Raw genomic sequence first — 24,389 nt, forward strand, 5'->3', positions numbered from 1 at the left:
CCCGACTTATTCACTTCGCTAGCATCCTCTCATTCTTCGCCCGCAGCTTCTTCGCCCGGCTCTCCAGCACCAGATAACAGACCGTCGCCAGCGCCAGCGGCAGGAAGTAATACAGCATGCGGTACGCCAGCAGGGCGGCGATAATCGTTCCCTGAGAAACATGCTCTCCGGCCAGCAGGGCAATAAATACCGCCTCCAGCACGCCGATCCCCGCCGGAATGTGCACAATCACCCCGGCAATGCTGCTCACCAGCAGCACGCCCAGCACGAAGAAGTAATTCACGTCCTCACCAATCAGCAGCCAGATAATCGCCCCCATCGCCATCCAGTTGGCGCTGGAGACCGCCATCTGCAGTACCGCAAACTTCCACGAGGGCAGGACCAGCTTTTGCCCTTTGATGGTCATATGGCGGCGCTTTGCAAACGCGCAGGCCCAGAGATAAACGGCGATAATCAGCAGCAGCACGATGCCCAGAATGCGCAGCGTGGCCTCGTCGATATACCAGTGAGCGGGCAGCTGCACCACGCCGATGGTGAAGATCACCCCGCCGAGCAGAATATAGCCCAGCCAGTTGGTGGTAATGCTCAGGGAAAAAATACGCGTGATGGTCCCGCCCGGCAGGCCGAGCCGCGAGTAGAGGCGATAGCGCATGCCAATCCCCCCGACCCAGGTGCTCAGCGTCAGGTTAAAGGCGTAGCAGATAAACGACACCAGCATCACCTGACGTTTGGCCAGCTTGTGGCCGCAGTAGGCCCGACCCAGCAGATCATAGCAGCCGTACATCAGGTAGCTCACGATAACCAGCCCCGTCGCGCCCAGCAGCACCATCCGGTTATAGTTGCGGATGACCTTCCACACCTCTTCCCAGTCCACTTTCTGCGCGTAGACCACCAGCAGCACCGCGACGGCAATAAAGAATACCCAGGTGAGGATCTTTTTTGCCAGACGCCAGCGTGGATGCGATTTTGACATCAGGGTTTGCCTCCGTCTTCCGCTTCTATGCGGTCCTGGGTTTCCATTTCGGGTTGTACCGGCGGGTCCACCTGCGCCAGCTTCGGCGTATGCGCCGGCAGCCAGCCGACCATCGCCGGGAAATGCCGCAGGAAGTGGAACACCACCACGCTGATGCCCAGGTTCCACCAGGTGCGTTTGGGAACCATAGACTCATCCACGCGCACGCAGTCGTTAACGATCAACGCCTGCAGGTTATCCCGCAGGGTCTGGTTAAACTGGCGGTCGTGTATGATCAGGTTGGCTTCAAGATTCAGCGACAGGCTCAGCGGATCGAGGTTACTGGAGCCCACGGTGGCCCAGTGATCGTCCATCAGCGCGACTTTGCCGTGCAGCGGTCGGCGGCGGTATTCGTAGATCTGTACGCCGCCCTTCACCAGATAGTTATACAGCAGCCGCGCCCCGACTTTGACGATCGGCATATCCGGCTCGCCCTGGACAATCAGCTTCACGCGCACGCCGCGTCTTGCAGCATTTCGCATGGCATGCAGCAGGCGATAGCCCGGGAAAAAGTAGGCGTTAGCGATGATCACTTCGCGCTTGGCGTTGGCCAGCATCTTGAGATAGTGACGTTCAATGTCGTCCCGGTGCTCGCCGTTGTCGCGCCAGACGAAAAGCGCCTGCGCTTCGCCGGGCTTCCGGTTCTCTTCCGGGCGATGGCGGCGTCGCCACCAGCGGCGTACGGCCTCTTTCCCCGGCAGGTTCTCCAGCTCAAACAGCAAGATATCCTGCACTACCGGGCCTTCAATGCGAATGGCGTAATCCTGCTTTGCTTCCGGGCCGTAGTCGGACATATGTTCCGCCGAGTAGTTAATGCCGCCGACAAACGCTACCGTCTCATCCACCACCACAATTTTGCGGTGCATTCGGCGGAAAAGATTGGTCCGCATGCCGAACAGGCGAGGGCCGGGATCGTAGTAGCGGAATACCACGCCTGCGGCGGTCAGTTCATTGACGAACGCATCGCTGAGGTCCGGCGAGCCGTAGCCATCCAGCAGTACTTCAATTTTGACGCCGCGCTGTGCGGCGCGCAGGAGCACGCTGTGCAGCTGCTTGCCGACGTTGTCTTCGAACCAGATAAAGGTTTCGAGGATCACCTTCTGCTGGGCGTTATCAATTGCCTTAAACACGGCCGGGTAATACTCGTCCCCGTTGACCAGCAGCGTGATCCGATTGCCTTCCTGCCAGGAACATTTCATAAGTGGATCTCCGCGCTGAGCGGGGCATGGTCGGAAAGATGCCGCCAGTTGAGAAGCGCCAGGGCGGTCGGGCTGCTGGCGTGGGCATTTTTAACGTAGATGCGGTCAAGCCGCAGCAGCGGGAAACGGACCGGGAACGTGCGCGCAGGCCTGCCGTTCGCCCGGGTGAAGATCTCCTCCAGCCCGGCATCCACCTTCAACGGATGGTTTGCCCGCTGGCGCCAGTCGTTGAAATCGCCTGCCACGACAACAGGTTCACCGTCAGGCAGCGCGTTGGCCCATTCGGCCAGCATTTTCAGCTGCGCCTGACGATGGGCTTCGCGCAGTCCCAGATGAACGCAGCCGACGTGGATGGGCAGCTCAAGGTCGGGCGGGGTAATGCGGCAGTAGAGCAGGCCGCGTTTTTCGCTCTCCCCGACGGAAACGTCGCGGTTTTCATAATGTTCAATGGGATAACGCGACAGCACCGCGTTGCCGTGATGACCTTCAGGATAGACCGCGTTGCGGCCGTAGGCGTAATCGCTCCACATGGTATCGGCCAGAAATTCATAGTGCGGCGTGTCGGGCCAGTTCTCAAAGTGAAGCGGATGTACTTCGTGTGCGCCCATCACCTCCTGCAGGCAGACAATATCCGCGCTGACGGTGCGCACCGCGTCGCGCAGCTCCGGTAAAATGAAGCGGCGGTTAAATGCTGTGAAGCCCTTATGAATGTTTATCGTCAGCACTTTAAGCGAGAAATGCTGCATTTTTTTCGTCATAAGCTCCTTCCTGAGTGACTATCCCGATGAAAATAAAGTGTAGTCGTCGTCACAAAAAGATGCGGCGTTACGGAATTTTCCGTAAAGTGCGGTAGTCTGATTAAGCAGAGAAAAATCCTTCAGGAGAGAAGCCATGAAGTGGCAACAACGTGTTCGTGTCGCAACTGGCCTGAGTTGCTGGCAGATAATGTTGCATTTACTGGTCGTGGCCGTACTGGTGATGGGCTGGATGAGCGGCACGCTGGTGCGTGTTGGCCTGGGGCTATGCGTCCTTTACGGCGTCACCGTGCTGTCGATGCTGTTTTTACAGCGCCACCATGACGCGCGCTGGCGGGAGGTGGGTGACGTGCTCGAAGAGCTCACCACCACCTGGTACTTTGGTGCGGCGATGATTGTTCTGTGGCTGCTGTCACGCGTGCTGCAAAACAACCTGCTGCTGGCCCTGGCGGGTCTGGCCATCCTCGCAGGGCCTGCGGTGGTCTCGTTGCTGACCAAAGAGAAAAAGCTACGCGATGTTGCGTCTAAACATCGCATAGGCCACTGAGCCTGTCGTGGCCGCGATGACCAGTAGCGGCCACAAACTTCCCCAGACAATATCCAGACTCGCATCCTTCAGATAGATCTGCTTGGTGATATCCGTAAAGTGGCGTATCGGGTTTATCCACGTCAGATCCTGGAGCCACACCGGCATATTCTCAACCGGCGAGACGTACCCGGAGAGCAGGATCGCGGGCATCATAAAGACGAATACCCCGATAAACGCCTGCTGCTGTGTCGAGCAGAGTGCGGAAATCAGCAGCCCAAACCCCACCAGCGACAGCCCGTAAATCACCATCGTGAAGTAAAACAGCGCCAGCGATCCGGCGAACGGGATCTGGTAGGCCCAAATTCCCACGCCCAGCACGATGGTGGCCTGGAAGGTGGCGACAATGAGCGCCGGCACCGCTTTGCCGACGAAAATTTGCCAGGTGGCGAGCGGAGAGACCAGCAGCTGATCCAGCGTGCCCTGTTCGCGCTCGCGGGCGACGGAGAGAGAGGTGACGATCATCACCCCGATGGTGGTGATCATGGCGATCAGCGACGGCACCACAAACCACTTGTAGTCCAGATTAGGGTTATACCAGTTGCGCACCACCAGTTCGCTGTTGTTGGGCTTCGGTTTGCCGTCCATCAGCTCCTGCTGGTAATCCTTCACCACCTGCTGGAGGTAGTTGGCTGCGATCTGGGCGCTGTTGGAGTTACGCCCGTCGAGGATCAGCTGCATCGGCGCGGTCTGGAAGGTATCCAGATTGCGGGAGAAATCCGCCGGGAAGCGCACCAGCAGCAGCGCTTTTTGCGTGTCGATGGTGGGCTGAATGTCCTGCGGGCTTTTTAGCAGCAGGATGTGGGTAAAGGCCTTCGCACGCGCAAAGCGCTGCGTCAGCTCGACGGAATGTTTGCCGTTGTCTTCGTTGTAAATGGCAATGGTGGCGTTGGTCACCTCAAGGGTGGCGGCAAACGGGAACAGTAAAACCTGGATCAGCACCGGCAACACCAGAATGGCGCGGGTTTGCGGCTCGCGCAGCAGGGATTGCAGCTCTTTGCGTATTAACGTCCATAAACGGTGAAACATGCGCGCTCCTTAATCTAACCGCCGTTTGGTTTTCATCCACGTCAACCCGATAAACATCACCGCCGACGCCATTAAAAACAGCGTGTTGATAATCAGCACTACCGGAATATTCCCCGCCAGGAACAGGCTTTGCAGCGTGCTCACGAAGTAGCGCGCCGGGATAATGTAGGTCACGGCGCGGATGACGGCAGGCATGCTGTCTATCTGGAAGATAAACCCTGAAAGCATTATCGACGGCAGAAAAGCGGCGTTCAGCGCCACCTGCGCGGCGTTAAACTGGTTGCGGGTGATGGTGGAGATGAGCAGCCCCATCCCCAGCGTGCTGAGTAAAAACAGGCTGGTGATAAAGAACAGCACCACCAGCGAGCCGCGGTACGGCACGCCGAGGATAAAGACGGACACCAGCATGCAGAGCAGCATCGCCAGCATGCCGAGGAAGTAGTAGGGAATAAGCTTGCACAGCAGCAGCTCGACGCGCGTCACTTCGGTGGAAAGCAGCGCCTCCATGGTGCCGCGCTCCCACTCGCGGGCGATGACCAGCGAGGTCAGAATCGCGCCAATGACCGTCATAATAATCGTCACCGCGCCCGGAATAATAAAGTGCTGGCTGATGGCGGCGGGGTTAAACCAGTAGCGCGTCTGCACGTCGATAAGCGGTTCAAACGTCTCGCCCCGGTCTTCCGCGCGCTGCATCTGCCAGAGTTGCCAGATCCCCTCCGCGTAGCCCTGCACGAAGTTCGCGGTGTTCGGCTCGCTGCCGTCGGTGATGACCTGGATCGGCGCATCGGTATTCGCCCGCGCCATGTTGGCGGCAAAATCCACCGGAATGACGATAAGACCGCGAATCTTCCCGGCCTGCATCTTCTGGATCAGCTCCTGGCGGTTGTCGCTGATGGTGGCATCAATGTAGGGCGAACCGGTCATGGCGTGAGTAAAGTCCAGCGCCTCTTCGCTCTGCTGTTCGAGTAAAATCCCGACCCGCAGCTTGCTGGAGTCCAGGTTAATGCCGTAGCCAAAGATAAACAGCAGCAGCAGGGGGATCACCACCGCAATCAGCCAGCTGCTGGGATCGCGCACGATCTGCCGCGTCTCTTTAACGCACAGCGCGCGCACCCGGCGCCAGGAAAGGGCGTTACTGCGCATGGGCATTCTCCTTATCCCAGTCGTGGATGAGGGTGATAAACGCCTGCTCCATGGTCGGGTCCGGCACCGCGTCGTCGGCGGCCTGGTTTTTCAGGTCGTCCGGCGTGCCGTGGGCAATCAGCTTGCCGCGATACACCAGCCCGATGCGGTCGCAGTACTCCGCCTCGTCCATAAAGTGGGTGGTCACCATGACGGTTACCCCTTTTTCCACCATGCTGTTGATATGCAGCCAGAACTCGCGACGGGTGAGGGGATCAACGCCGGAGGTCGGCTCGTCCAGAAACAGAATATCCGGCTCGTGCATCAGCGAGCAGGCCAGCGCCAGCCGCTGCTTAAAGCCGAGCGGCAGTTCGTCGGTGGCGTGGGAAGCGATAGTTGTTAACCCGAAGGCGTCGCTCATGCGGCGAATTTTCTCGTTCTGCGCACGCCCGCGCAGGCCGTACACGCCGGAGAAAAAGCGCAGATTCTGCTCGACCGTCAGGTTGCCGTACAGCGAGAACTTCTGCGCCATATAGCCCAGGTGCTGGCGCGCCTTGCCGGAGCTGACTTTGAGATCCATATCCAGCACCAGCGCTTTGCCGGACGTTGGCACCAGCAGGCCGCACATCATCTTAAAGGTGGTGGATTTTCCCGCGCCGTTCGGTCCGAGGAGACCAAAAATCTCGCCGCGCTTCACGGCAAAATTGACGTTGTCGGTGGCGGCGAAATCCCCGAACTTTTTGGTGAGGGATTTGGCTTCGATCACCGTTTCGCCCGGCGTACCTTCCACCGTGTGCAGGATCGCCCCAAGCGGCGACTCGGAGGTCCCCGCGCCGCCCAGCAGGTCGATGAACGCATCTTCAAAACGCGGCGCCGTCTCTTCCATCTCAATCGTCGGCATTCCAGGCGCCCGGCGAATATCGTCGACGGTGGCCTCTTTTTTGAGGATGACCCGCACCGAGCGGCCCTGAATCATCCCGTCGCTGACCTGCGGCAGCCTGAGCACCCGCTGCAGCAGCGAGCGGTTGGACGCCTGCGGGCTGTGCAGCAGGAAGCTGCGCCCGGCCATGCTCTGCGTCAGCGTCGTCGGCTCGCCCTGATAGAGTAGCTCGCCTTCGTTCATCAGCAGCACGTCCCGGCACTGCTCCGCTTCGTCGAGGTAGGAGGTGCTCCAGAGGATCAGCATCCCGTCGCCCGCCAGCTCGTGCACCATCTGCCACAGCTCGCGGCGGGAAATCGGGTCTACGCCGACGCCGGGCTCGTCCAGCAGCAGCACCTTCGGCTCGCCCACCAGCGTGCAGGCCAGCCCCAGCTTCTGCTTCATCCCACCGGAGAGCTTGCCCGCCAGCCGGTCGGTGAACGGGCCGAGCGAGGTAAATTCCAGCAGGCGGGCGAAGGTTTTCTCCCGGGTTTCGCCGGTGACGCTGCGCAGGTCGGCGTACAGGTTCAGGTTTTCCATTACCGTCAGGTCTTCATACAGGCCAAACTTCTGCGGCATATAGCCGAGCATGGCGTGGAGCGGGCCGTCGTCCTTTATCGGATCCAGGCCCAGCACGCGGGCCGATCCTTCATCCGGCTTCAGCAACCCCGCAAGCATCCGCATCAGCGTGGTCTTTCCCGCGCCGTCCGGGCCTACCAGGCCGGTCACATAGCCCTTCTGGATGGTGCAGTTCAGCGGCGCGACCGCAGGCTTATCCATCCCCTTAAAGCGTTTAACCAGACTGTTGAGCTGAATAACCGCGTCATTCATGTCGTTCCCCGCTGTTCACTTTTACGGTGACGGGCATGCCCTGGCGCAGGGCGTCGTCCGCATCGGTCACGATGATGCGCAGGCGATACACCAGGTCGGTACGCAGGTCCGGCGTTTCTACCGTTTTCGGCGTGAATTCGGCGGTAGGGGAGACAAACCCCACCTTGCCGTGATACGGCTTGTCCGGGCGACCGTCGGTATAAAGCAGCAGCTCGCGGCCCGGCTGCATCTGGCCGAGATTAGGCTCATCAATGTAGGCACGTACCCAGACCGGGCGGGTCAGGGAGAGGGTTAACACGGTGCTGCCCGCGCTGAGCATGCTGCCCGGCTCGACGGCGCGGGTCATCAGCGTGCCGTCAGACGGTGCGATGAGCGTGGTGTCGTGCAGATCCAGCTCTGCCTGCGCCAGCTGGGCCTGCGCCTGTTCAAGGCTGGCTTTCGCCTGGGCGATATCCTGCGGGCGGTTACCGGTGTGGTACTGGCTTAATTTATCCTGCGCGGACTTCAGGGTTGCCTGCGCCTGGTCGCGGGAGGAGCGCGCATTTTCCAGGTCATTCGCGGAAATGGTGCGGCTTTTCCAGAGCCCCTGCTGGCGAGCGTAGAAGTTCTGCGCGTAGTCATAGGCCGCCTGCGCCTGTTTGACGGCCGCTGCGGCCTGAGCGATCTCTTCGTCGCGATAGCCGGCCAGCATCAGGTCATACTGCGCCTGCGCAACGGAGACGCCCGCTTTGGCCTGCAGCAGCGCGTTCTCATAGGGCGCTTTGTCCAGCATCCCCAGCGTCTGCCCGCTTTTAATGGCATCGCCTTCGTCCACGTTCAGCGAGGCGAGACGTCCGCCCACGCGGAAGCTCATGTTCACCGTGCGAATATCCACGTTACCGTACAGCGTCAGGCCTTTATCCTGATGGCTCTGATACCACAGCCATCCACCGACGCCCGCGGCAAGCAAAACAATGACCACCAGAATGATGGCGACAGGTTTTTTCATGACTTCAGGCTCCTTTGCGTTAAGCCTTGCAGGATCAGATCGAGATGACAGGCGATCACCTCACCGATCTGCGCGGCTTTATCCTCATCAAATTGTGTCCAGCCGGTGCGTAACAGGATGGTTTCCCGGCCCAGACGGAAGGCAAGGATTTCACCCAGCAGGGCGTGGGTATGCAAAATTGTCGCGGTATCGCCGGCATCCCGCCCGGTATAGGCGGCGATCAGCCGGGTCAGGTGGGTATGCATCGGGGCAATGACCCGATCGTGTACCCGCTGGTAGGCGGCAGTGGGGGAGAGCTGCTCGCGGGAGATAAACTTGCTCAGGTTGAGCGTATCGTCGTGCGTCAGCACGCGGATCATGTTGTGGCAGGCACTCAGGATCAGCTGGCGGATGGCCTCGCGATCGGGCGACGGCTGGCCGAGCAGCGCGGTGGCCTCCTCGACGTGAGGGTGAAACTGCGTGCCGATAAAATCGGCGATCCACTCGGCGCAGGCGAGATATAAATCCTCTTTTGAGCCAAAATAGTAGGTAATCGCCGCAATGTTCTGCCCCGCCAGCGCCGCGATATCCCGGGTGGTCGCGTGCAGCCCGTACTCGCCAAACTGCGCCAGCGCGGCGGCAATAAGCTGGTTTTTGGCCTGTTCACCTTTGGTTGTTGTGGGTGTTGTATTCATGGCGGCATTAAAAATTAATCAATCGATTGATTAAGATTATGCCTGATTCGCATCCCCGTCGAGGGAACGCGGAGGGATATTTTATGCGCCACGTCACAAAAGCTGCTACACTCCGCCCCTTCGCGACATTGTGGTTTTTGTCCTCTCAATTGTTATATCTCCCTGAAAACTACACCTGTGATGGTCGGGGCGGTTCGGAGTTTTTATGTCTTTTGATTCCCTTGGCCTGAACCCGGAAATTCTGCGCGCGATCGCAGAGCAGGGCTACGTTGAGCCAACCCCAATCCAGCAGCAGGCTATTCCTGCCGTTCTTCAGGGTCGTGACCTGATGGCCAGCGCCCAGACCGGCACCGGTAAAACCGCGGGCTTTACGCTGCCGCTGTTAGAGCTGCTGGTAAAAAACCAGCCGCACGCCAAAGGCCGTCGTCCGGTTCGTGCCCTGATCCTCACCCCAACCCGCGAGCTGGCCGCGCAGATTGGCGAGAACGTGCGTGACTACAGCCGCTATCTCAACATTCGCTCGCTGGTGGTGTTCGGCGGGGTCAGCATCAACCCGCAGATGATGAAGCTGCGCGGCGGCGTGGACGTGCTGGTGGCAACGCCGGGCCGTCTGCTGGATCTGGAACACCAGAACGCGGTGAAGCTGGATAACATCGAAATTCTGGTGCTGGACGAAGCCGACCGCATGCTCGACATGGGCTTTATTCACGACATTCGTCGCGTGCTGGCCAAGCTGCCGCCGCGTCGTCAGAATCTGCTCTTCTCCGCGACCTTCTCCGACGAGATCAAGGCGCTGGCGGAAAAGCTGCTGCATAACCCGCTGGAAGTAGAGGTGGCGCGCCGCAACACCGCCTCTGAGCAGGTGACGCAGCACGTTCACTTTGTGGATAAAAAGCGCAAGCGCGAACTGCTCTCCCAGATGATCGGCCAGGGTAACTGGCAGCAGGTGCTGGTCTTTACCCGCACCAAGCACGGCGCGAACCACCTGGCGGAACAGCTGAACAAAGACGGCATCCGCAGTGCGGCGATCCACGGCAACAAGAGCCAGGGGGCGCGTACCCGTGCGCTGGCGGACTTCAAGTCTGGCGACATCCGCGTGCTGGTGGCGACCGACATCGCCGCCCGTGGCCTCGACATTGAAGAGCTGCCGCACGTGGTGAACTACGAGCTGCCAAACGTGCCGGAAGACTACGTGCACCGTATCGGCCGTACCGGTCGTGCGGCGGCCACCGGTGAAGCGCTCTCTCTGGTGTGCGTGGACGAGCACAAGCTCCTGCGCGACATCGAACGCCTGCTGAAGAAAGAGATCCCGCGCATCGAAACCCCGGGCTATGAAGTGGATCCGTCGATCAAAGCCGAGCCGATTCAGAACGGTCGCGGTCAGGGCGGCGGTGGTCGCGGCCAGCAGCCGCGTCGTGCCGAAGGTGGCGCGCCGAAGACAGCGGGCAAACCGCCGCGTCGTAGCAACGACAGCAAACCGGCCGGTGACAATCCGTGGCGCAGCGGCGAAGGCAAGCCGGCAGGGGAAGGGCAGCGCCGACGCCGCCCTCGCAAGCCTGCTAACCCGCAGTAATCTGGAAGCCCGGTCGTAAAGCCGGGCTTTTCTTTTTGCGGCAGCGAAGAGAAAGTGCCACAATAGTGGCTGTTTATACAGTATTTCAGGTTTTCCAATGGCTTTAACCGCGGCGCTGAAAGCGCAAATAGGCGCCTGGTATAAGGCGCTACAGCAGCAGATCCCCGATTTTATCCCCCGAGCGCCGCAGCGGCAGATGATTGCCGACGTGGCAAAAACGCTCGCCGGGGACGACGGGCGACATCTGGCGATTGAAGCCCCGACCGGCGTCGGGAAAACCCTGTCGTATCTCATTCCCGGCATCGCCATCGCGCGGGAGGAGGACAAAACGCTGGTGGTCAGCACCGCCAACGTGGCCTTGCAGGACCAGATCTTCAGCAAAGATTTGCCCCTGCTGCGCAAAATCATCCCCGACCTGCGGTTTACGGCCGCCTTTGGCCGCGGGCGCTACGTCTGCCCGCGTAACCTGGCAGGGCTTGCCAGCAGCGAGGCGTCGCAACAGGATCTGCTGGCGTTCCTCGACGACGATCTCACGCCCAACAACAAAGCCGAGCAGGAGCTCTGCGCAACGCTGAAAGGCGATCTTGATGGCTATAAATGGGATGGCCTGCGCGATCACACCGATAAAGCCATCAGCGACGATCTGTGGCGCAGGCTCAGCACCGACAAGGCCAGCTGTCTGAACCGCAACTGTCACTACTACCGAGAATGCCCGTTCTTCGTCGCGCGGCGCGAAATTCAGGAAGCCGAAGTGGTGGTGGCTAACCACGCGCTGGTGATGGCGGCGCTGGAGAGCGAAGCGGTGCTGCCGGAGCCGAAAAACCTGCTGCTGGTGCTCGACGAAGGCCACCATCTGCCCGACGTGGCGCGCGACGCGCTGGAGATGAGCGCAGAAATTACCGCGCCCTGGTTCCGCCTGCAGCTGGATCTCTTCTGCAAGCTTGTCGCCACCTGCATGGAGCAGTTCCGGCCGAAAACCACGCCGCCGCTGGCGGTGCCGGAGCGTCTGAGCGATCACTGCGAAGAGGTTTACAGCCTTATCTCGTCTCTGAACAACATCCTGAATCTTTATCTTCCCGCTACCCAGGAGGCGGAACACCGCTTTGCGATGGGCGAACTGCCGGAGGAGGTGATGGAGATTTGCCAGCAGCTGGCGAAGCATCTGGAAAAGCTGCGCGGGCTGGCGGAGATGTTCTTTAACGATCTCAGCGAGAAAACCGGCACCCATGACGTTGTTCGCCTGCACCGCATTCTGCTGCAAATGAACCGTGCGCTCGGCATGTTCGAAGCCCAGAGCAAGCTCTGGCGGCTGGCCTCGATGGCACAGGCGTCGGGCGCGCCGGTCACCAAATGGGCCACCCGTGAAGTGCGCGACGGCCAGGTCCACCTGTTTTTCCACTGCGTGGGCATCCGCGTGGCCGATCAGCTGGAAAAAATCATCTGGCGCAGCGTGCCGCACGTGGTCGTGACCTCCGCCACGCTGCGCTCCCTGAACAGCTTCTCGCGGCTGCAGGAGATGAGCGGCCTGAAAGAGAAAGCGGGCGATCGTTTTGTCGCGCTGGATTCGCCGTTTAACCACTGCGAGCAGGGGAAGCTGGTGATCCCGCGCATGAAGTATGAGCCGCTTATCGACAACGAAGAGCAGCACATTGCGGAGATGGCAGCCTACTTCCGCGAACAGGTTGAGAGCAGAAAGTACCCAGGCATGCTGGTGCTGTTCGCCAGCGGACGGGCGATGCAGCGTTTTCTGGAACATGTGACCGACCTGCGCCTGCTTCTGCTGGTCCAGGGCGACCAGCCCCGTTACCGGCTGGTGGAAACCCATCGCAAGCGCATCGATAACGGCGAGCGCAGCGTGCTGGTAGGATTGCAGTCCTTCGCGGAAGGTCTGGATTTGAAGGGCGATTACCTGACGCAGGTGCATATTCATAAAATTGCCTTCCCGCCCATCGACAGCCCGGTCGTTATCACCGAGGGCGAGTGGCTTAAGAGCCTCAACCGTTATCCGTTTGAGGTGCAGAGTTTACCTGCGGCGTCGTTTAATCTTATTCAGCAGGTCGGGCGTCTGATCCGTAGCCACGGCTGCTGGGGGGAGGTGGTGATTTATGACAAGCGTCTGCTCACTAAAAATTACGGCCAACGGTTGTTAAACGCGCTGCCGATCTTTCCGATTGAACAGCCAGAGGTCCCCGAGGTAAAAAAACGCCCGGCAACACTGACCGCCGGGCGCAGGAAAAGCATCCGTGCTAAGGGGCGCGGTCCTACTGGTAAGTGAAGGTCACCTGCACCACGCTGCTGAACGTCCCCGCGCTCACCGGCATGGAGGTGGCGTAGTAGCGTGCGGCGAGTGGGAAGGTGGCCGTATGATCGTTTTGATTAATCACCGCGTTAAAGCTCGCCTGCGGAGCGATGAGAATATTGTCCTGCCGGTCTGCCAGCTCCAGCGCCAGCCCCTTTGCGCTGCCGATATTGGCGAATTTAGTGGGGTGCGTGCTGTCCGCCTGGCCATAGAAGTAGGCGGTGGCAAGCGCGAGGCTTGGCGGGCAGTGGGATACTGACAGGGAAAAGTCTTTCCACTCGCCAGTATCGCCCACGTCTTTAAAATCACCGGATGCCGCCTGACCTAAATCCACCGTCAGGTTCCGGCTGGCGCTGTCGATGATGCAGGTATTGGCGTAAATGTTGCCCGTCATCTGGATCTGAATATCCTCGGCGTGTGCCTGGGCGATCAGCCCCAGCGCCAGAAACGCAATTATCTTCTTCATGTCAGTTACTTATAAGCAAGCGTGATGGTGGCAACGGTGTTGGCCGGACCGGGAGTGACCACGTCGCTGACCTGCTCGTAGCGCACCTCAAACGGTATGGTCAGCGTTTCGTTGGCAATGGCTTCGCTTCGGGTGTTAACGTAGGTATCAAAGGTGGCGATATTGTCGTCGAACAGCATTCGGACACCGACGCCCGTCGCGACGCCGGTCTGCTGCGTGAGTTTCAGCACCCCTTCGAAGGCCGTTTCATAGCCGTTTGAGCTGGTAATTTTCACTTCAGGCTGTACGGTGCTGTTGCAGTTCACCGTGACGTCAAAGTTTCGTGCCGGGGAAGAGAGCATCCCCACGCTGATAAAATCGCTGACCGGGAAATCCCCCAGATTGACCGTCAGGTTTTTCGGCAGGACGGAGCAGGTGACCTCTTTCAGAATAACGTTGCCTGCATAGGAGATGGTGTTGGGATCGCCCAGCCCTTCGTGGTGATAAACCCCGATCCCAAAACGGGTCTGACTTTGATTCAGCGTGCCTGACGCTACGGTATCGCTGGTTTTGACCAACTCCAGCGTAACGTCGAAATTAAAGGTCTGTTTGCCATCGCTGGAAACATAACCCAACGGCGTTCCTGTGGAAATGCAGTTAACGCCTCCGGCTCCGCTGATGCGCTGCCCCTGATCGTTCATCAGGGCCACACCGATCCCAGGAACTCCCGAATCGTAGACACCTTTCAGGCCTGGAATCTCAGCCCCAGTGCCGTAGTAACAAGAGACAATTTCCAGCCCCTTATCTTCCGCATTATCACAATTACCGGCGATATGGGCGGTTTGCTCTGTACCCGGGATCGTTTCGCCAACGGCCAGCGTCGTGGGAACGGAGATAGAGGCCACGTTGATCATTTTCGGCAGATCTGGCGTAGTACAGGTCGCCTTCGCATGCGGCATAAATAACGCGGCGGTTCCCAGAACCAGTAAGAAAAAGCACTGTTTAATCATTTGCATAATCGTTAGCCTGAACGGTGGATCAGTGACACTGCGCGGCAGCGTTAATGATGCTGGTTTTCTCTTTCTCATCCGTTAGCGCATAGTCAGCGACGCAGTGCTCGTTCGCCCCCTGTCCCCAGGAAACGTAGAGATGCCCTTGCTGCGGCAGACCAGAGAGGTAGGTCTGGCCGTCATTCCCGACAATAAATTCGCTGTCCTTATCCTCGGTGGTGACCGTTGCGCCGAAGGGCAGCGGTTTACCCTTTTGCGTAAGCGTCATCAGGACGCGGTTACCCACGCGGGTGTTAAAGCTGGCGCGCACCACGGCCCCGCGGGTTGGCGTCACGATCTGCGCCGCGTGGGTGACGTCGGCGTTGTCCGGTAGCGTTTCGGTATCCAGCGCGATGGTGTTGTGGCGATACGCGGTAACAAACGGCACGACGGTGTAGCCGCGGAAGTCGGTCTCGACGCCCGTCTGGTTTGTGATATGGGTTCCGTGCGTGCCCGGCGCTTTCACCAGCGCGATGGTGTCACCGAGCGGCTGGCTCAGGGTTATTCCGTTCGCATGGGCAACCACGCCACCCTGCAAACCGACGTTCACGGTCTGCTGATATTTATCCTGACTGACGCCTGCGCTCACTTCACCATAGGTCGCTTTATAATCGGCGTTGATGCTGGTGGAGTTACCGCTGCCGGTGCTGCTCAGCCCTTCCTGGGTGTTCCAGTTCAGGTTGTCCTCTTTCAGCGCCGTGCCGTTCAGGCCGATGTTCTGCGTCGTGCCGTCTTTGGTGTTGTTCAGGTTGTAGGTGGCCCAGGTGTTATGCATCCAGCGGTCCAGCGGCACCGAGACGCTCAGCGAGAACTGGTTGTCGTTTGTCACCTCGTTACCGTCTTCATCGCTGTCCCGGGTGTTTTTGTTCATGCTGTAGCTGAGGCTGTAGCTCACCCCGTGCCAGCTATTGTTGTAGCTGACGCTCATCGAGGTCATGTTCTGGCTCTGACTCCAGAACGTCTCTTTCACCATGCTCAGGGTGACGGATCCCCAGCCTTCCGGCAGCGTCTGGTCGATGGTGGCTTCGGTTCGGGCGCGGCGCTGCTGCGGTGCAGACCAGTCGTCGGAGCGGGTATATGACTCCATGGTGTCTTCAAGGGTGTAAAACCCTTTGCTGTTATAGCGATAGCCGGCCAGCGAGAAGTTGGTGCCTGACCGGGCGATGTCTTTGCTATAGCGCACGCGCCACGACTGGCCTTTGCTGGCCTGCTGTTTTTTCAACAGGGCCTTCGCGCGGGTCACGTCAATGGAGAAGGCGCCTAAATCGCCCATGTTTTTCCCGACGCCAGCCGCCTGAGACTGGTAATGGCTGCTCTGCTGCACGCCACCGTAGGCGGTGAAACCGTAGGGTAAACCGTAGATGGCGCTGCCCTGGGCAAACGGGGTCTTCTCGACGTCGTTGTCATAAGAACGGTAGTGTCCGGCAGTCACGCTGTAGCGCAGATTTTTTTCACGCTGCAATACCGGCACGGAGGCAAACGGCACGACGAAATGGCTTTCGCTGCCGTCGGTCTCTTTCACGGTGACCTGAAGATCGCCGCTGCTGCCGGTGGGGTAGAGATCGTTAATTTCGAACGCGCCGGGGGCGACCGTATTCTGATAAATGATGTAACCGTTCTGGCGTACCACCACCTGCGCGTTACTGTGGGCGGTGCCGCGAATAATAGGGGCGTAGCCTTTTTCACTGTCCGGCAGCATGTCGTTATCGGATTTCAGCTCCACGCCGGTGTAGGGTACGCTGTCAAAAACGTCGGAAGGCGAGGAACTCTGGCCGACGGTGAGGTCGCTTTTCATCGCCACAATATCGCGTTGCGCGTAGGTATATACGGAGGTGAATTTTTGGTCCTCCTCGTTACCCGTGGTGCTGCGATTCCAGGTGGAATAGTTGCGAATGCGCCATGCGCCAATGTTCAAACCCGGACGCAGGTTAACGTACTGGCTGCTGTTATCCTGTTCACCCGGCTGGCGCGCATGGCTTTGGCTGGCATTTGCACTGTAGTTAAGCAGGCCCGCGTTAATTCCTTCGTCAAACTCTTTTGGGTCAATGTAGCCGCGAGGCACCTGACCGAGCGCCGACTGGGGAATGCTCAGCAGCAGTTGCTGGTTGCGAACGCGGAAGGTCGCGGATGCCGCAGGGATGGCGTGTAAATCGGCGCACTGGCCTTTGGCTTTCAGCTGCGGATATTTTTGGGTTTTGATCCCGAGGCTTTTTAAATCGTCCACGGTAAAGCAAGGTTGCAGCGTGCTGTTGTCCTGATCGTCTTTCTGCAGCGTAAAGGTGACATCGCGGGTATCAATTTTATTATTATTGATAAACACCGTAACCTGATATTTACCCGGCGCCTGGCCTGGGCCTTTTTCATAGACGGATAAATCGGTTTTTCCCTGCTGGGGATTATCAATATCCAGCAGGGCAGGGTTAAAATAATCATCAGCCATAACCTGATGCGCAAAGATCGCCATCGCCAGGCCAAAAAGAATGACCAGCAATGACGAAAATCGGCAGGTGAACGGCTTTTTATGGCTGTACATGATTATTTTATTACCGGGGAAAAGTATTAATGAACGGATTTCGACCAGGTATGGCTGATGCTGCCGTAATCAGTAATAATGGAATACGTCACGTTCGAGCCTCTGACATTACCCGGTATGGCAAAATGCGTTTCTGTTTTTGGAACGGCCCAGGTCGCTTTCGTCACTTTCTGACCATTCAGGGTGACCGCCTGGAAATTCATATAAAACGGCGTGGGGTTATTCACCACCAGCTCGTTACCTTCGCGACGCCATTCAAGCTTATCGGCCACGTCTTCTGGTCTGCCTTTTACCGCAGACGGGCGATACAGCAATTTAATACGGGTATTAATCGCAATTTGCAGCGTATTCACGCCTGCCACCTGCTTTGAGGAAGGGATCGCTTTAATATTCAACCAGTACAGGGATTCCCTGTCTTCAGGCAAATTTCCGCCCGTACGTACCACGCGCAGAACGTTATCTTCTTTCGCATCCAGACGGAAAAGCGGCGGGGTGATGAGGAACGGGGCTTTGGCCAGGTTTTTGCCGCCGGAATCAACCCAGGACTGCACCAGATAATCCGTCGCATCTGGATTTGAAAGACCAAGAGATGATTCCTTTTTATCTCCCTGGTAGACCAGACGGGTGCCATTAATAATGACGCCCGCATGTGCAGTGGCGGCTACCAGTAAAAGCGTGCTCAGTAAATAACCGTGGCGCATACAGATTTCTCAATAAATAGATGAGATATTAATGCCCGCAAAAGCATTAATATCTCAGGATTGATAAGATCAGTTATAAATAACGGTGAAGGTCGATACAGAGTTAGCAGGGCCTGCGGTGATCGCAGCGCCGGTTTGGATATAACGGGCACCAAATTCCAGATCGTTAACCGCCGTACCGGAGGTTAATTGATACTGCTGCGATGGCGTATACAGGCTGACAGGCTGCTCTGAGGCATCAACCAGCTGAATTGCCACACCGGTCGCCGCATCGCTATCTGGCCTTAAGGCCAGCGTAGCGTTGTTATTCGCATCTGGCGTACCGCCGAAATTAATGGCTGCGGAGGTGACCGTGTCAGGACAATTCGTTAACTGAATATCAAACTTCGTTAATGTGCTGGTAGAGCCAGCGCCGGTAAATACCGTTTTAGACACTTTTCCCAGCTGAACATTTAATGGATTACTTAATCCATTCACGACCTGACAAGCAGAATCGATAATTTCACCGGTGAAATTGATCTGACCTTCACCGTTTGTTGCCGCAAACGTGGATGCAGAACATCCCACCGCTGCGGCGATGATTAAACCTAAAGCAACCTTGTTCATAACAAATCCTGATATGTTTCTGGTGAGAGCGTTGCCTGGACGTTTTCACCGTTGACCCTTAATGACTTTCCGCTGGTTATTTAAACAAATAATGATGCATTAAGAATCTTCTGCAGGAATCACAAATAATTGAAATAATGCTTGAGTTTCATTTTTATCCTTAAAAACAGAGCGTTGATGATGTAGAAAAAAACTAACGTCCGAACGTTTAACAGGGCTATATTGTTACCAGAAGGATATTTTCAGGAGAGATGTCGTGGATTATCGCAAGATTATCAAAGAGGTAGGCAGGGGCAAAAACCACGCCCGCGATCTGGACCATGAAACTGCTCGCGCCCTGTATACCCGAATGCTCGATGGCGAGGTACCTGACCTGGAGATGGGCGGCATCCTGATTGCGCTGCGTATCAAAGGCGAAGGCGAAGCGGAGATGCGCGGTTTTTACGAGGCGATGCAGGCGCAAACGCTGCGCCTGACGCCGCCGGTGGCAAAACCGATGCCGATTGTCATCCCGAGCTATAACGGCGCGCGCAAGCAGGCAAACCTCACTCCGCTGCTGGCGATCTTACTGCATAAGCTGGGGTTCCCGGTGGTAGTTCACGGGGTCAGCGAAGATCCCACCCGCGTGTTGACGGAGACCATTTTCGGCATGTTGGGGATTGAGCCAACGCGTCATGCAGGACAGGCGCAGGCGAAGCTGGATGGCCATCAGCCGGTTTACATCCCCGTCGGAGCCCTGTGTCCGCCGCTGGAAAAGCAGCTGGATATGCGCTGGCGGATGGGCGTGCGCAACAGCGCCCACACCCTGGCGAAGCTGGCGACGCCGTTTGCAGAAGATGCCGCATTGCGCCTTTCCAGCGTATCGCACCCGGAATACGTGGGGCGTGTCGGGAAATTTTTTGAGGAGATTGGCGGCAGGGCGCTGCTGATGCACGGTACAGAAGGTGAGGTGTATGCCAATCCACTCCGCTGCCCTCAGCTGATGCTGATCGATTCTGCCGGTACGCGCGCTGTTCTGGCGCGCGGGGAAGAGAATACGAACGTCATTCTCCCTGAAGCGAAAGACCCGCACACCACCGCGCACTGGATTGAACAGTGCCTCGCCGGAAGCGTGCCTGTGCCGCAGTCTATTAAGCTGCAGATGGCCTGCTGCCTGCTGGCAACCGGGGAAGTTGATACGGTCGAGGCCGGTCTCAAACGCGTGGACGCGGCGTTTTAGACAAAAAAAAGCCCGTCCAGTGGCGGACGGGCAAGCAAGGGTAACAAACAACAGGGTCAATGAGGGTTGGAGCAGCTCACCAGAGGGTTTGGCGAGGGGACAGCATTCATTCAGGCGATTATTTGTAGATAACCGCGGTACCGCTCAGCTTGTTATTGCCGTTAGCGGAGGTAATAGTGTATCCGCTTGCACCGGCAGCAGCCGCTTTCTCAGCCAGTTTGGCTTCCAGACCGTCCAGGGTGGTCGCGCCATCAGCACTCACCACACCGACTTTGTTCATGTTCTGTGCCTGAGCAGAAGAGACTGGCTCTACGGCGAAAGCGCCGAAAGACAGAGCGGACAGGGCAACAGCAGCTACAGCATATTTGATGGTTTTCATAAGTAATCTCTCGCAGGTGTTTCTGTTAAGGGGACGATGTTCCGTCGATGTGATGAGTATCACGTTTTTTCTTGAGAGATAAAATCGAAGAGAATTGACGTGGTCAATCAAAAAAATTGAATGACAAATAACTTATTGATTACTAATAAATTCAAAGTGGCGCTTTACACTTCTTGTGGATGCGCTTTACAGAACAAAAATGAAGGGCACATTTTGCTACGCGGTTCGCTAAAAATCGTGAGCGTAAAGGTAAGTGCCCCGGCGGTTAACTTAGGTAAAGGAAAGTCAACGTAACTGGCTGTCTTTCGAACCTCTGCGATTATAACCTGAATGTGAAGCATTTTTTGAATCTTTATTCTGCTGACACGTAATACATAACCTTACTCCTGGAATGGCTTTTCGCCGCGCCTCCGGGATCGGTTCTCCACACTCTTCGCACTCCGCCAGGCTTTCGCCGCGTGGGATTTCACCGCGAGCGCGCGCAACCGCATCTTCAATCGTACTGTTGATCTGTTCGTTTACGGCGTCATCATTCGCCCAACCGGAAGCCATAGCATCCTCCTGAAATGGTGTTATGCCCTGCTTTTAATGTGGGGTTAAAAAATGAACAATCAAGGCGAGGAAGAGAGCAAACTGCATCTGGCAGGCAGATGCAGTCATGGGGTGGGGCAGATTATTTATAGATGGTCGCTGTGCCGTACATATGGTTATCTCCGCCAGCGGAATTCACCACGAAGCCTTTTGCACCTTCCTGGCGGGCTTTTTCCGCCAGTTTATTCTGCAGATCGTCCAGGTTACTTGCGCGGCTTACGGAGACGGTGCCTGCAGGCTGAAGCTGGCTGGTGTCGGTACTCTGGGTTAGCGACTGAATGGCCATCGCAGAAAATGACGCGGTCGTCAGGGCGGCGGCGATAACAACAAGGGTCAGGTACTTTTTCATAATCACATCCTCATGAGGAAACAACAGGTGATTCCCCTTAAGTTTAGAAGCCTGACGAGTGTGACTTAGCGCAAATATTTGATGATGATCTGCTTATTTTTTGAACGATAAAAATTGACATTGCGCTGACAGATCATAGACATAAAGGTGTTTGATTTATGGCGGCTTTTTAAGCGCCGCAGAGAAAGATTTACCGTTGGGCCAGCAAAGGGTATCTTACGCCGCTGTTTAAAGGAGAACGCCATGACTTCCCAAAAGCCGGGATTGCACCCACGAAACCGCCACCGCAGCCGCTACGACATGAATGCGTTATGCCTGAGCTGCCCGCCGTTAAAGGACTACATTGTCCAGACCCCCGCGGGTGAACCTTCGGTCAACTTTGCTGACCCCCAGGCGGTTAAAATGTTGAACAAAGCGCTGCTCGCACATTACTACGATGTGGCGAACTGGGATATTCCGGAAGGCTTTCTCTGCCCACCCGTTCCGGGCCGCGCGGATTACCTTCATCACCTTGCCGATCTTCTGGCTGAAGACCGTGATGGCATTATTCCTCAGCAGGCGACCGTGCTGGATATCGGCACCGGGGCGAACCTGATTTACCCGCTGATCGGCGCGCATGAGTATCACTGGCGCTTTACCGGAAGCGAAATCGGTGCCGAGGCCTTCGCCAGCGCCCAGGCGATTATCAACGCGAACCCGGGATTAAGCCGCGCCATTCGCCTGCGTCGTCAGAAAGAGGCCGCCTCAATCTTCAACGGCATTATTCATAAAAATGAAACCTATGACGCCACGATGTGCAACCCGCCGTTCCACGATTCGGCGGCAGCAGCCCGCGCGGGCAGCGAGCGCAAGCGCCGCAACCTGGGTCAGGCTGAAGACGCCGCGCTGAACTTCGGCGGTCAGCAGCAGGAGCTGTGGTGTGAAGGCGGCGAGGTGGCCTTTATCCTGCGCATGATTGCGGAAAGCAAACAGTTTGGCCGTCAGGTGAAGTGGTTTACGACGCTGGTTTCCCGCGGAGATAACCTGCCGCCACTTTACCGCGCGCTCACCGAAGCGGGCGCGGTGAAAGTAGTGAAAAAAGAGATGGCGCAGGGCCAGAAGCAAAGCCGCTTTATCGCCTGGTCATTTATGGACGATAACAAACGCCGCAAATAGCGCTGCGTCGCAGGCCGGGTCAGGCGAAGCCGCCACCCGGCAACCCGGCTACAGCGTCGGCTCCTGCGGAGGGAGCGGCGCTGCGGGCGGCGGCAGGACCTGATACGTCTGTACCGGCATCCGCACGTTCGCCAGATCGAAGTGCTTTTTCACCATGCTGTCGAGCGCAAAGCGCACCGTCCACTGCTTCAGCGGCTGGGTGGTGAACGACACGCGCAGGGTAAAGGCCGTGTTCGTCAGCCCGACAATGCCGGCAAATGACGGCTCGCCAATCACCAGCCCGCGAATATCTTCCATCTGCATCAGCTCTTCTACCGCATCGCGCAGCGCCTGCTTCGCTTTATCGGCATCCTCATGACGGTCCACATCGTAGTTCGCCACCACGGAACCAATGCCGCGCACAAAGTTGGCAAAGGTGGTGATCGAAGACCAGGGGATGATGTGGTACGCCCCGGTATCCTGACGCACGCCCACCGAGCGAATCGACATCCGCTCCACCGTGCCGGTCAGCGGCCCGATGGTCACCAGATCGCCCGTGTTCATCCCGTTCTCAAACTGGATAAAGATGCCGGTAATAATATCCTTCACCAGCGTTTGCGACCCGAAGGAGATCGCCAGCCCCAGGGCACCTGCACCGGCCAGCAGCGGGGCGATATTCACCCCGATTTCTGACAGCACAATCATGATGGTGATGGTACTGATGATGACCGCCAGCGCGTTGCGGAACAGCGTCAGTAAGGTGCGGGCCCGCGCGCTGGGCAGGGGCCTGCCGTGAATATCCGACACCAGACGGTTCTCGATGAGGCTCGCCAGCAGCGTCCAGCCGACGGCAGAGAAGAACAAAATCAGCGCGATGCGAATCAGAATGTCGACCGTTTTTTCACCTGCGCCGTTGTGCAGCCAGTTCCAGAAATCAAACAGGCTCCACGCGTTAAGGAGCAGCATGATCGCCACGCAGACGGTGAGAATGCGCGCCACCTTGAGGGATACCGACATCCAGCCGTTCACCCGTTTTTGCAGTTCCGGGTAATTACGCTGTACCTGCGGCGACAGGGTGATGGTTTTCGAGATCCAGCGCGACAGCAGCCCCGAGACAAATGCCGCGATGCCGATAATGGCCAGGCTTTTGAATGTTGCCCCCATCATAAATTTCAGGCTGTTTCCCGGGTCGAACAGCGAGAAGAAGCACAATACGATGAAGTAGGCGCTTGCCAGCCAGTGCCACACTAGGGCGAATGCGCGAATAAACAGGCTGAAGAACGAGAGGGAACGATCGGCCAGATGCAGCAGGCTCTCAGTGATGGTCTTTTTATTGTGGAAGATAAGGTACAGCGACCAGACGGTAATGCAGAGCATGATAATGACGTTTGCCAGCGCGCCAAACTGGACGTTCACCTGGTTGGAGATGATCGGCACGGCAACCAGCAGACCGTAACCAATCAGCCCGCTGAGCACGCTCAGGCGCAGCGCCCAGTATGTCGCGCTCTCGTCCCGAATGGAGAAGGGACGCAGCGCCGGCACGTGGGGGCAAAAGAGTAACCGCAGCAGCGCCTTGAAGAACTCAATCAGGGCAAAGGCATTCAGGAAAAGCGACTGCTGGAAGGCGATGGTTTTGTTGCCCGCGTTCAGCCTGTCGGCCAGCATCTGGCCTAAGAACAGCGTCAGCGCCAGCAGCAGTAAATCGATGATAAACGCTGAGGCGATCATCAGCGGCAGGTGCAGCCAGCTGCTTTTCTGCTGATTCTTTCTGCGTCCCCATTGCCCCATTTTGCGGTACAGCGGCCACGCGCACAGGCGCACCAGCCAGTAAAAAAGGAATACTGCACCGGCCAGCATCAGGAACTGCATGGCGGCGGCGGTAAACGTTTGTGGGTTAAACGGCTTATGCGGTGAGCCAATCAGGTTGCGGTAGAGCTGGGCAAAGCGCGAGGAGAGCGCTTCCCCATAGTGGCGGCTCACGTCGGTGACATTTTCCAGCACCGTTTTTTGCTCCTCCTCCTGCGGAGGGGTGAGGGTCGGAACGGTTTCCTGGGGCGGCGTGGCGGCGGCTTTGCGCAACTGCTCGATTAATTCCTTTCGGGAGGTGTCGTTCTCAAGAACGTCGGCAAGCGCGCCGTAAGCCGCTTTCTTCTGTTCAACATCCGGTTCCGGAGGGGGCGTATTTTGCTGGCTGGCGGTTGTTCCGGTGGTCACACCGGGGATCGCGACGGCGAACGATGGCGCACTAAACAGGCTAATCAACAGCAACAGGATCCACGGCACGGCGTCCTCCGGTGAAAATGTCGAACAAAATGATAAGTATAGAAGTCGGGACGCGGAGGGGGATTTTTGGGAACAATCTGGCGTAAAAAAGCCGGGCAGGCCCGGCTTAGCGT

General features: G+C 57.6%; 22 protein-coding genes. 5 read left to right on the top strand and 17 right to left on the bottom strand.

The window, feature by feature from the left end:
* Positions 1–10 precede the first annotated feature (10 nt).
* Genes ACVCAM_RS00340 through ACVCAM_RS00350 form a run of 3 tightly spaced genes read right to left on the bottom strand, consistent with a single transcriptional unit; the run spans position 11 to position 2,969 of the window.
* Entirely contained in the window at positions 11–973 is a 963-nt protein-coding gene (locus ACVCAM_RS00340; RefSeq protein ID WP_008501146.1) for a lysylphosphatidylglycerol synthase domain-containing protein, read from the bottom strand.
* Positions 973–2,211: a cardiolipin synthase ClsB gene (gene clsB / locus ACVCAM_RS00345; RefSeq protein ID WP_023343620.1), complete on the bottom strand. Its 1,239-nt coding sequence runs from the start codon at positions 2,209–2,211 to the stop codon at positions 973–975. Before clsB ends, ACVCAM_RS00340 begins: the two co-directional genes overlap by 1 nt.
* The gene (locus tag ACVCAM_RS00350; protein WP_008501148.1) at positions 2,208–2,969 is read right to left on the bottom strand and encodes an endonuclease/exonuclease/phosphatase family protein; all 762 of its coding nucleotides are present in this window, start codon (positions 2,967–2,969) and stop codon (positions 2,208–2,210) included. Before ACVCAM_RS00350 ends, clsB begins: the two co-directional genes overlap by 4 nt.
* Positions 2,970–3,102: 133 nt before the next feature.
* Here ACVCAM_RS00350 and ACVCAM_RS00355 point away from each other — a divergent pair, with 133 nt between their 5' ends.
* Positions 3,103–3,513, top strand: a complete 411-nt coding sequence (locus tag ACVCAM_RS00355; protein WP_008501149.1) for a YbhQ family protein — start codon at positions 3,103–3,105, stop codon at positions 3,511–3,513.
* Here ACVCAM_RS00355 and ACVCAM_RS00360 read toward each other — a convergent pair.
* The 5 genes from ACVCAM_RS00360 to cecR are packed head-to-tail and all read right to left on the bottom strand — an operon-like array spanning position 3,475 to position 9,115.
* Entirely contained in the window at positions 3,475–4,581 is a 1,107-nt protein-coding gene (locus ACVCAM_RS00360; protein ID WP_008501150.1) for an ABC transporter permease, read from the bottom strand. The two genes, ACVCAM_RS00355 and ACVCAM_RS00360, sit on opposite strands and share 39 nt — an antisense overlap.
* Before the next feature lie 9 nt (positions 4,582–4,590).
* Positions 4,591–5,724: an ABC transporter permease gene (locus tag ACVCAM_RS00365; protein WP_063453043.1), complete on the bottom strand. Its 1,134-nt coding sequence runs from the start codon at positions 5,722–5,724 to the stop codon at positions 4,591–4,593.
* Complete coding sequence (locus ACVCAM_RS00370; RefSeq protein WP_023326949.1) at positions 5,714–7,453, bottom strand: ATP-binding cassette domain-containing protein; 1,740 nt, start codon at positions 7,451–7,453, stop codon at positions 5,714–5,716. The genes ACVCAM_RS00365 and ACVCAM_RS00370 overlap by 11 nt, the downstream gene beginning before the upstream one ends.
* Entirely contained in the window at positions 7,446–8,441 is a 996-nt protein-coding gene (gene hlyD, locus ACVCAM_RS00375) for a secretion protein HlyD (protein WP_047745315.1), read from the bottom strand. The genes ACVCAM_RS00370 and hlyD overlap by 8 nt, the downstream gene beginning before the upstream one ends.
* Positions 8,438–9,115: a transcriptional regulator CecR gene (gene cecR, locus ACVCAM_RS00380; RefSeq protein WP_023343624.1), complete on the bottom strand. Its 678-nt coding sequence runs from the start codon at positions 9,113–9,115 to the stop codon at positions 8,438–8,440. The genes hlyD and cecR overlap by 4 nt, the downstream gene beginning before the upstream one ends.
* A 205-nt stretch (positions 9,116–9,320) precedes the next feature.
* Here cecR and rhlE point away from each other — a divergent pair, with 205 nt between their 5' ends.
* Positions 9,321–10,688, top strand: coding sequence for an ATP-dependent RNA helicase RhlE (rhlE, locus tag ACVCAM_RS00385; protein ID WP_126348731.1), 1,368 nt, complete (start codon positions 9,321–9,323; stop codon positions 10,686–10,688).
* Between the two features lie 97 nt (positions 10,689–10,785).
* Complete coding sequence (gene dinG, locus ACVCAM_RS00390) at positions 10,786–12,963, top strand: ATP-dependent DNA helicase DinG (RefSeq protein WP_447093476.1); 2,178 nt, start codon at positions 10,786–10,788, stop codon at positions 12,961–12,963.
* Here the strand turns inward: dinG and ACVCAM_RS00395 are convergent.
* From ACVCAM_RS00395 to ACVCAM_RS00415, 5 genes are all read right to left on the bottom strand, one after another.
* Positions 12,950–13,453: a fimbrial protein gene (locus tag ACVCAM_RS00395; RefSeq protein WP_008501157.1), complete on the bottom strand. Its 504-nt coding sequence runs from the start codon at positions 13,451–13,453 to the stop codon at positions 12,950–12,952. The genes dinG and ACVCAM_RS00395 overlap by 14 nt on opposite strands.
* A gap of 5 nt (positions 13,454–13,458) precedes the next feature.
* Positions 13,459–14,448 carry a fimbrial protein gene (locus tag ACVCAM_RS00400; RefSeq protein WP_045336697.1) on the bottom strand — a complete coding sequence of 330 codons (990 nt, stop codon included), beginning with the start codon at positions 14,446–14,448 and terminating at the stop codon, positions 13,459–13,461.
* Positions 14,449–14,470: 22 nt separating this feature from the next.
* Entirely contained in the window at positions 14,471–17,014 is a 2,544-nt protein-coding gene (locus ACVCAM_RS00405) for a fimbria/pilus outer membrane usher protein (protein WP_447093477.1), read from the bottom strand.
* A 26-nt stretch (positions 17,015–17,040) separates the two neighbouring features.
* Positions 17,041–17,715, bottom strand: coding sequence for a fimbrial biogenesis chaperone (locus tag ACVCAM_RS00410; RefSeq protein ID WP_248250000.1), 675 nt, complete (start codon positions 17,713–17,715; stop codon positions 17,041–17,043).
* Between the two features lie 69 nt (positions 17,716–17,784).
* Positions 17,785–18,321 (bottom strand): fimbrial protein, encoded by a 537-nt coding sequence (locus ACVCAM_RS00415; protein ID WP_447093478.1) that lies wholly within the window; start codon positions 18,319–18,321, stop codon positions 17,785–17,787.
* A gap of 256 nt (positions 18,322–18,577) precedes the next feature.
* Here ACVCAM_RS00415 and ybiB point away from each other — a divergent pair, with 256 nt between their 5' ends.
* Complete coding sequence (ybiB, locus tag ACVCAM_RS00420) at positions 18,578–19,540, top strand: DNA-binding protein YbiB (RefSeq protein ID WP_126324809.1); 963 nt, start codon at positions 18,578–18,580, stop codon at positions 19,538–19,540.
* A 118-nt stretch (positions 19,541–19,658) separates the two neighbouring features.
* Here ybiB and ybiJ read toward each other — a convergent pair whose 3' ends face one another.
* The 3 genes from ybiJ to mcbA all read right to left on the bottom strand — a co-directional run bounded on the left by ybiJ (position 19,659) and on the right by mcbA (position 20,859).
* Positions 19,659–19,919 (bottom strand): DUF1471 family protein YbiJ, encoded by a 261-nt coding sequence (gene ybiJ / locus ACVCAM_RS00425; protein ID WP_013097471.1) that lies wholly within the window; start codon positions 19,917–19,919, stop codon positions 19,659–19,661.
* A 285-nt stretch (positions 19,920–20,204) separates the two neighbouring features.
* Positions 20,205–20,471 (bottom strand): DksA/TraR family C4-type zinc finger protein, encoded by a 267-nt coding sequence (locus tag ACVCAM_RS00430; protein WP_407223189.1) that lies wholly within the window; start codon positions 20,469–20,471, stop codon positions 20,205–20,207.
* A 121-nt stretch (positions 20,472–20,592) separates the two neighbouring features.
* Positions 20,593–20,859, bottom strand: a complete 267-nt coding sequence (gene mcbA, locus ACVCAM_RS00435) for a DUF1471 family periplasmic protein McbA (RefSeq protein WP_447093479.1) — start codon at positions 20,857–20,859, stop codon at positions 20,593–20,595.
* A 243-nt stretch (positions 20,860–21,102) separates the two neighbouring features.
* On the opposite strand from mcbA, the gene rlmF reads away from it, so the two are divergent.
* Positions 21,103–22,014 carry a 23S rRNA (adenine(1618)-N(6))-methyltransferase RlmF gene (gene rlmF / locus ACVCAM_RS00440; RefSeq protein WP_046092311.1) on the top strand — a complete coding sequence of 304 codons (912 nt, stop codon included), beginning with the start codon at positions 21,103–21,105 and terminating at the stop codon, positions 22,012–22,014.
* 48 nt (positions 22,015–22,062) lie between these two features.
* On the opposite strand, the gene ybiO is transcribed toward rlmF, so the two are convergent.
* Positions 22,063–24,276, bottom strand: coding sequence for a mechanosensitive channel protein (gene ybiO / locus ACVCAM_RS00445; protein ID WP_063418056.1), 2,214 nt, complete (start codon positions 24,274–24,276; stop codon positions 22,063–22,065).
* Positions 24,277–24,389: the final 113 nt, after the last annotated feature.

This window comes from Enterobacter sp. CFEC122 (assembly GCF_052983755.1).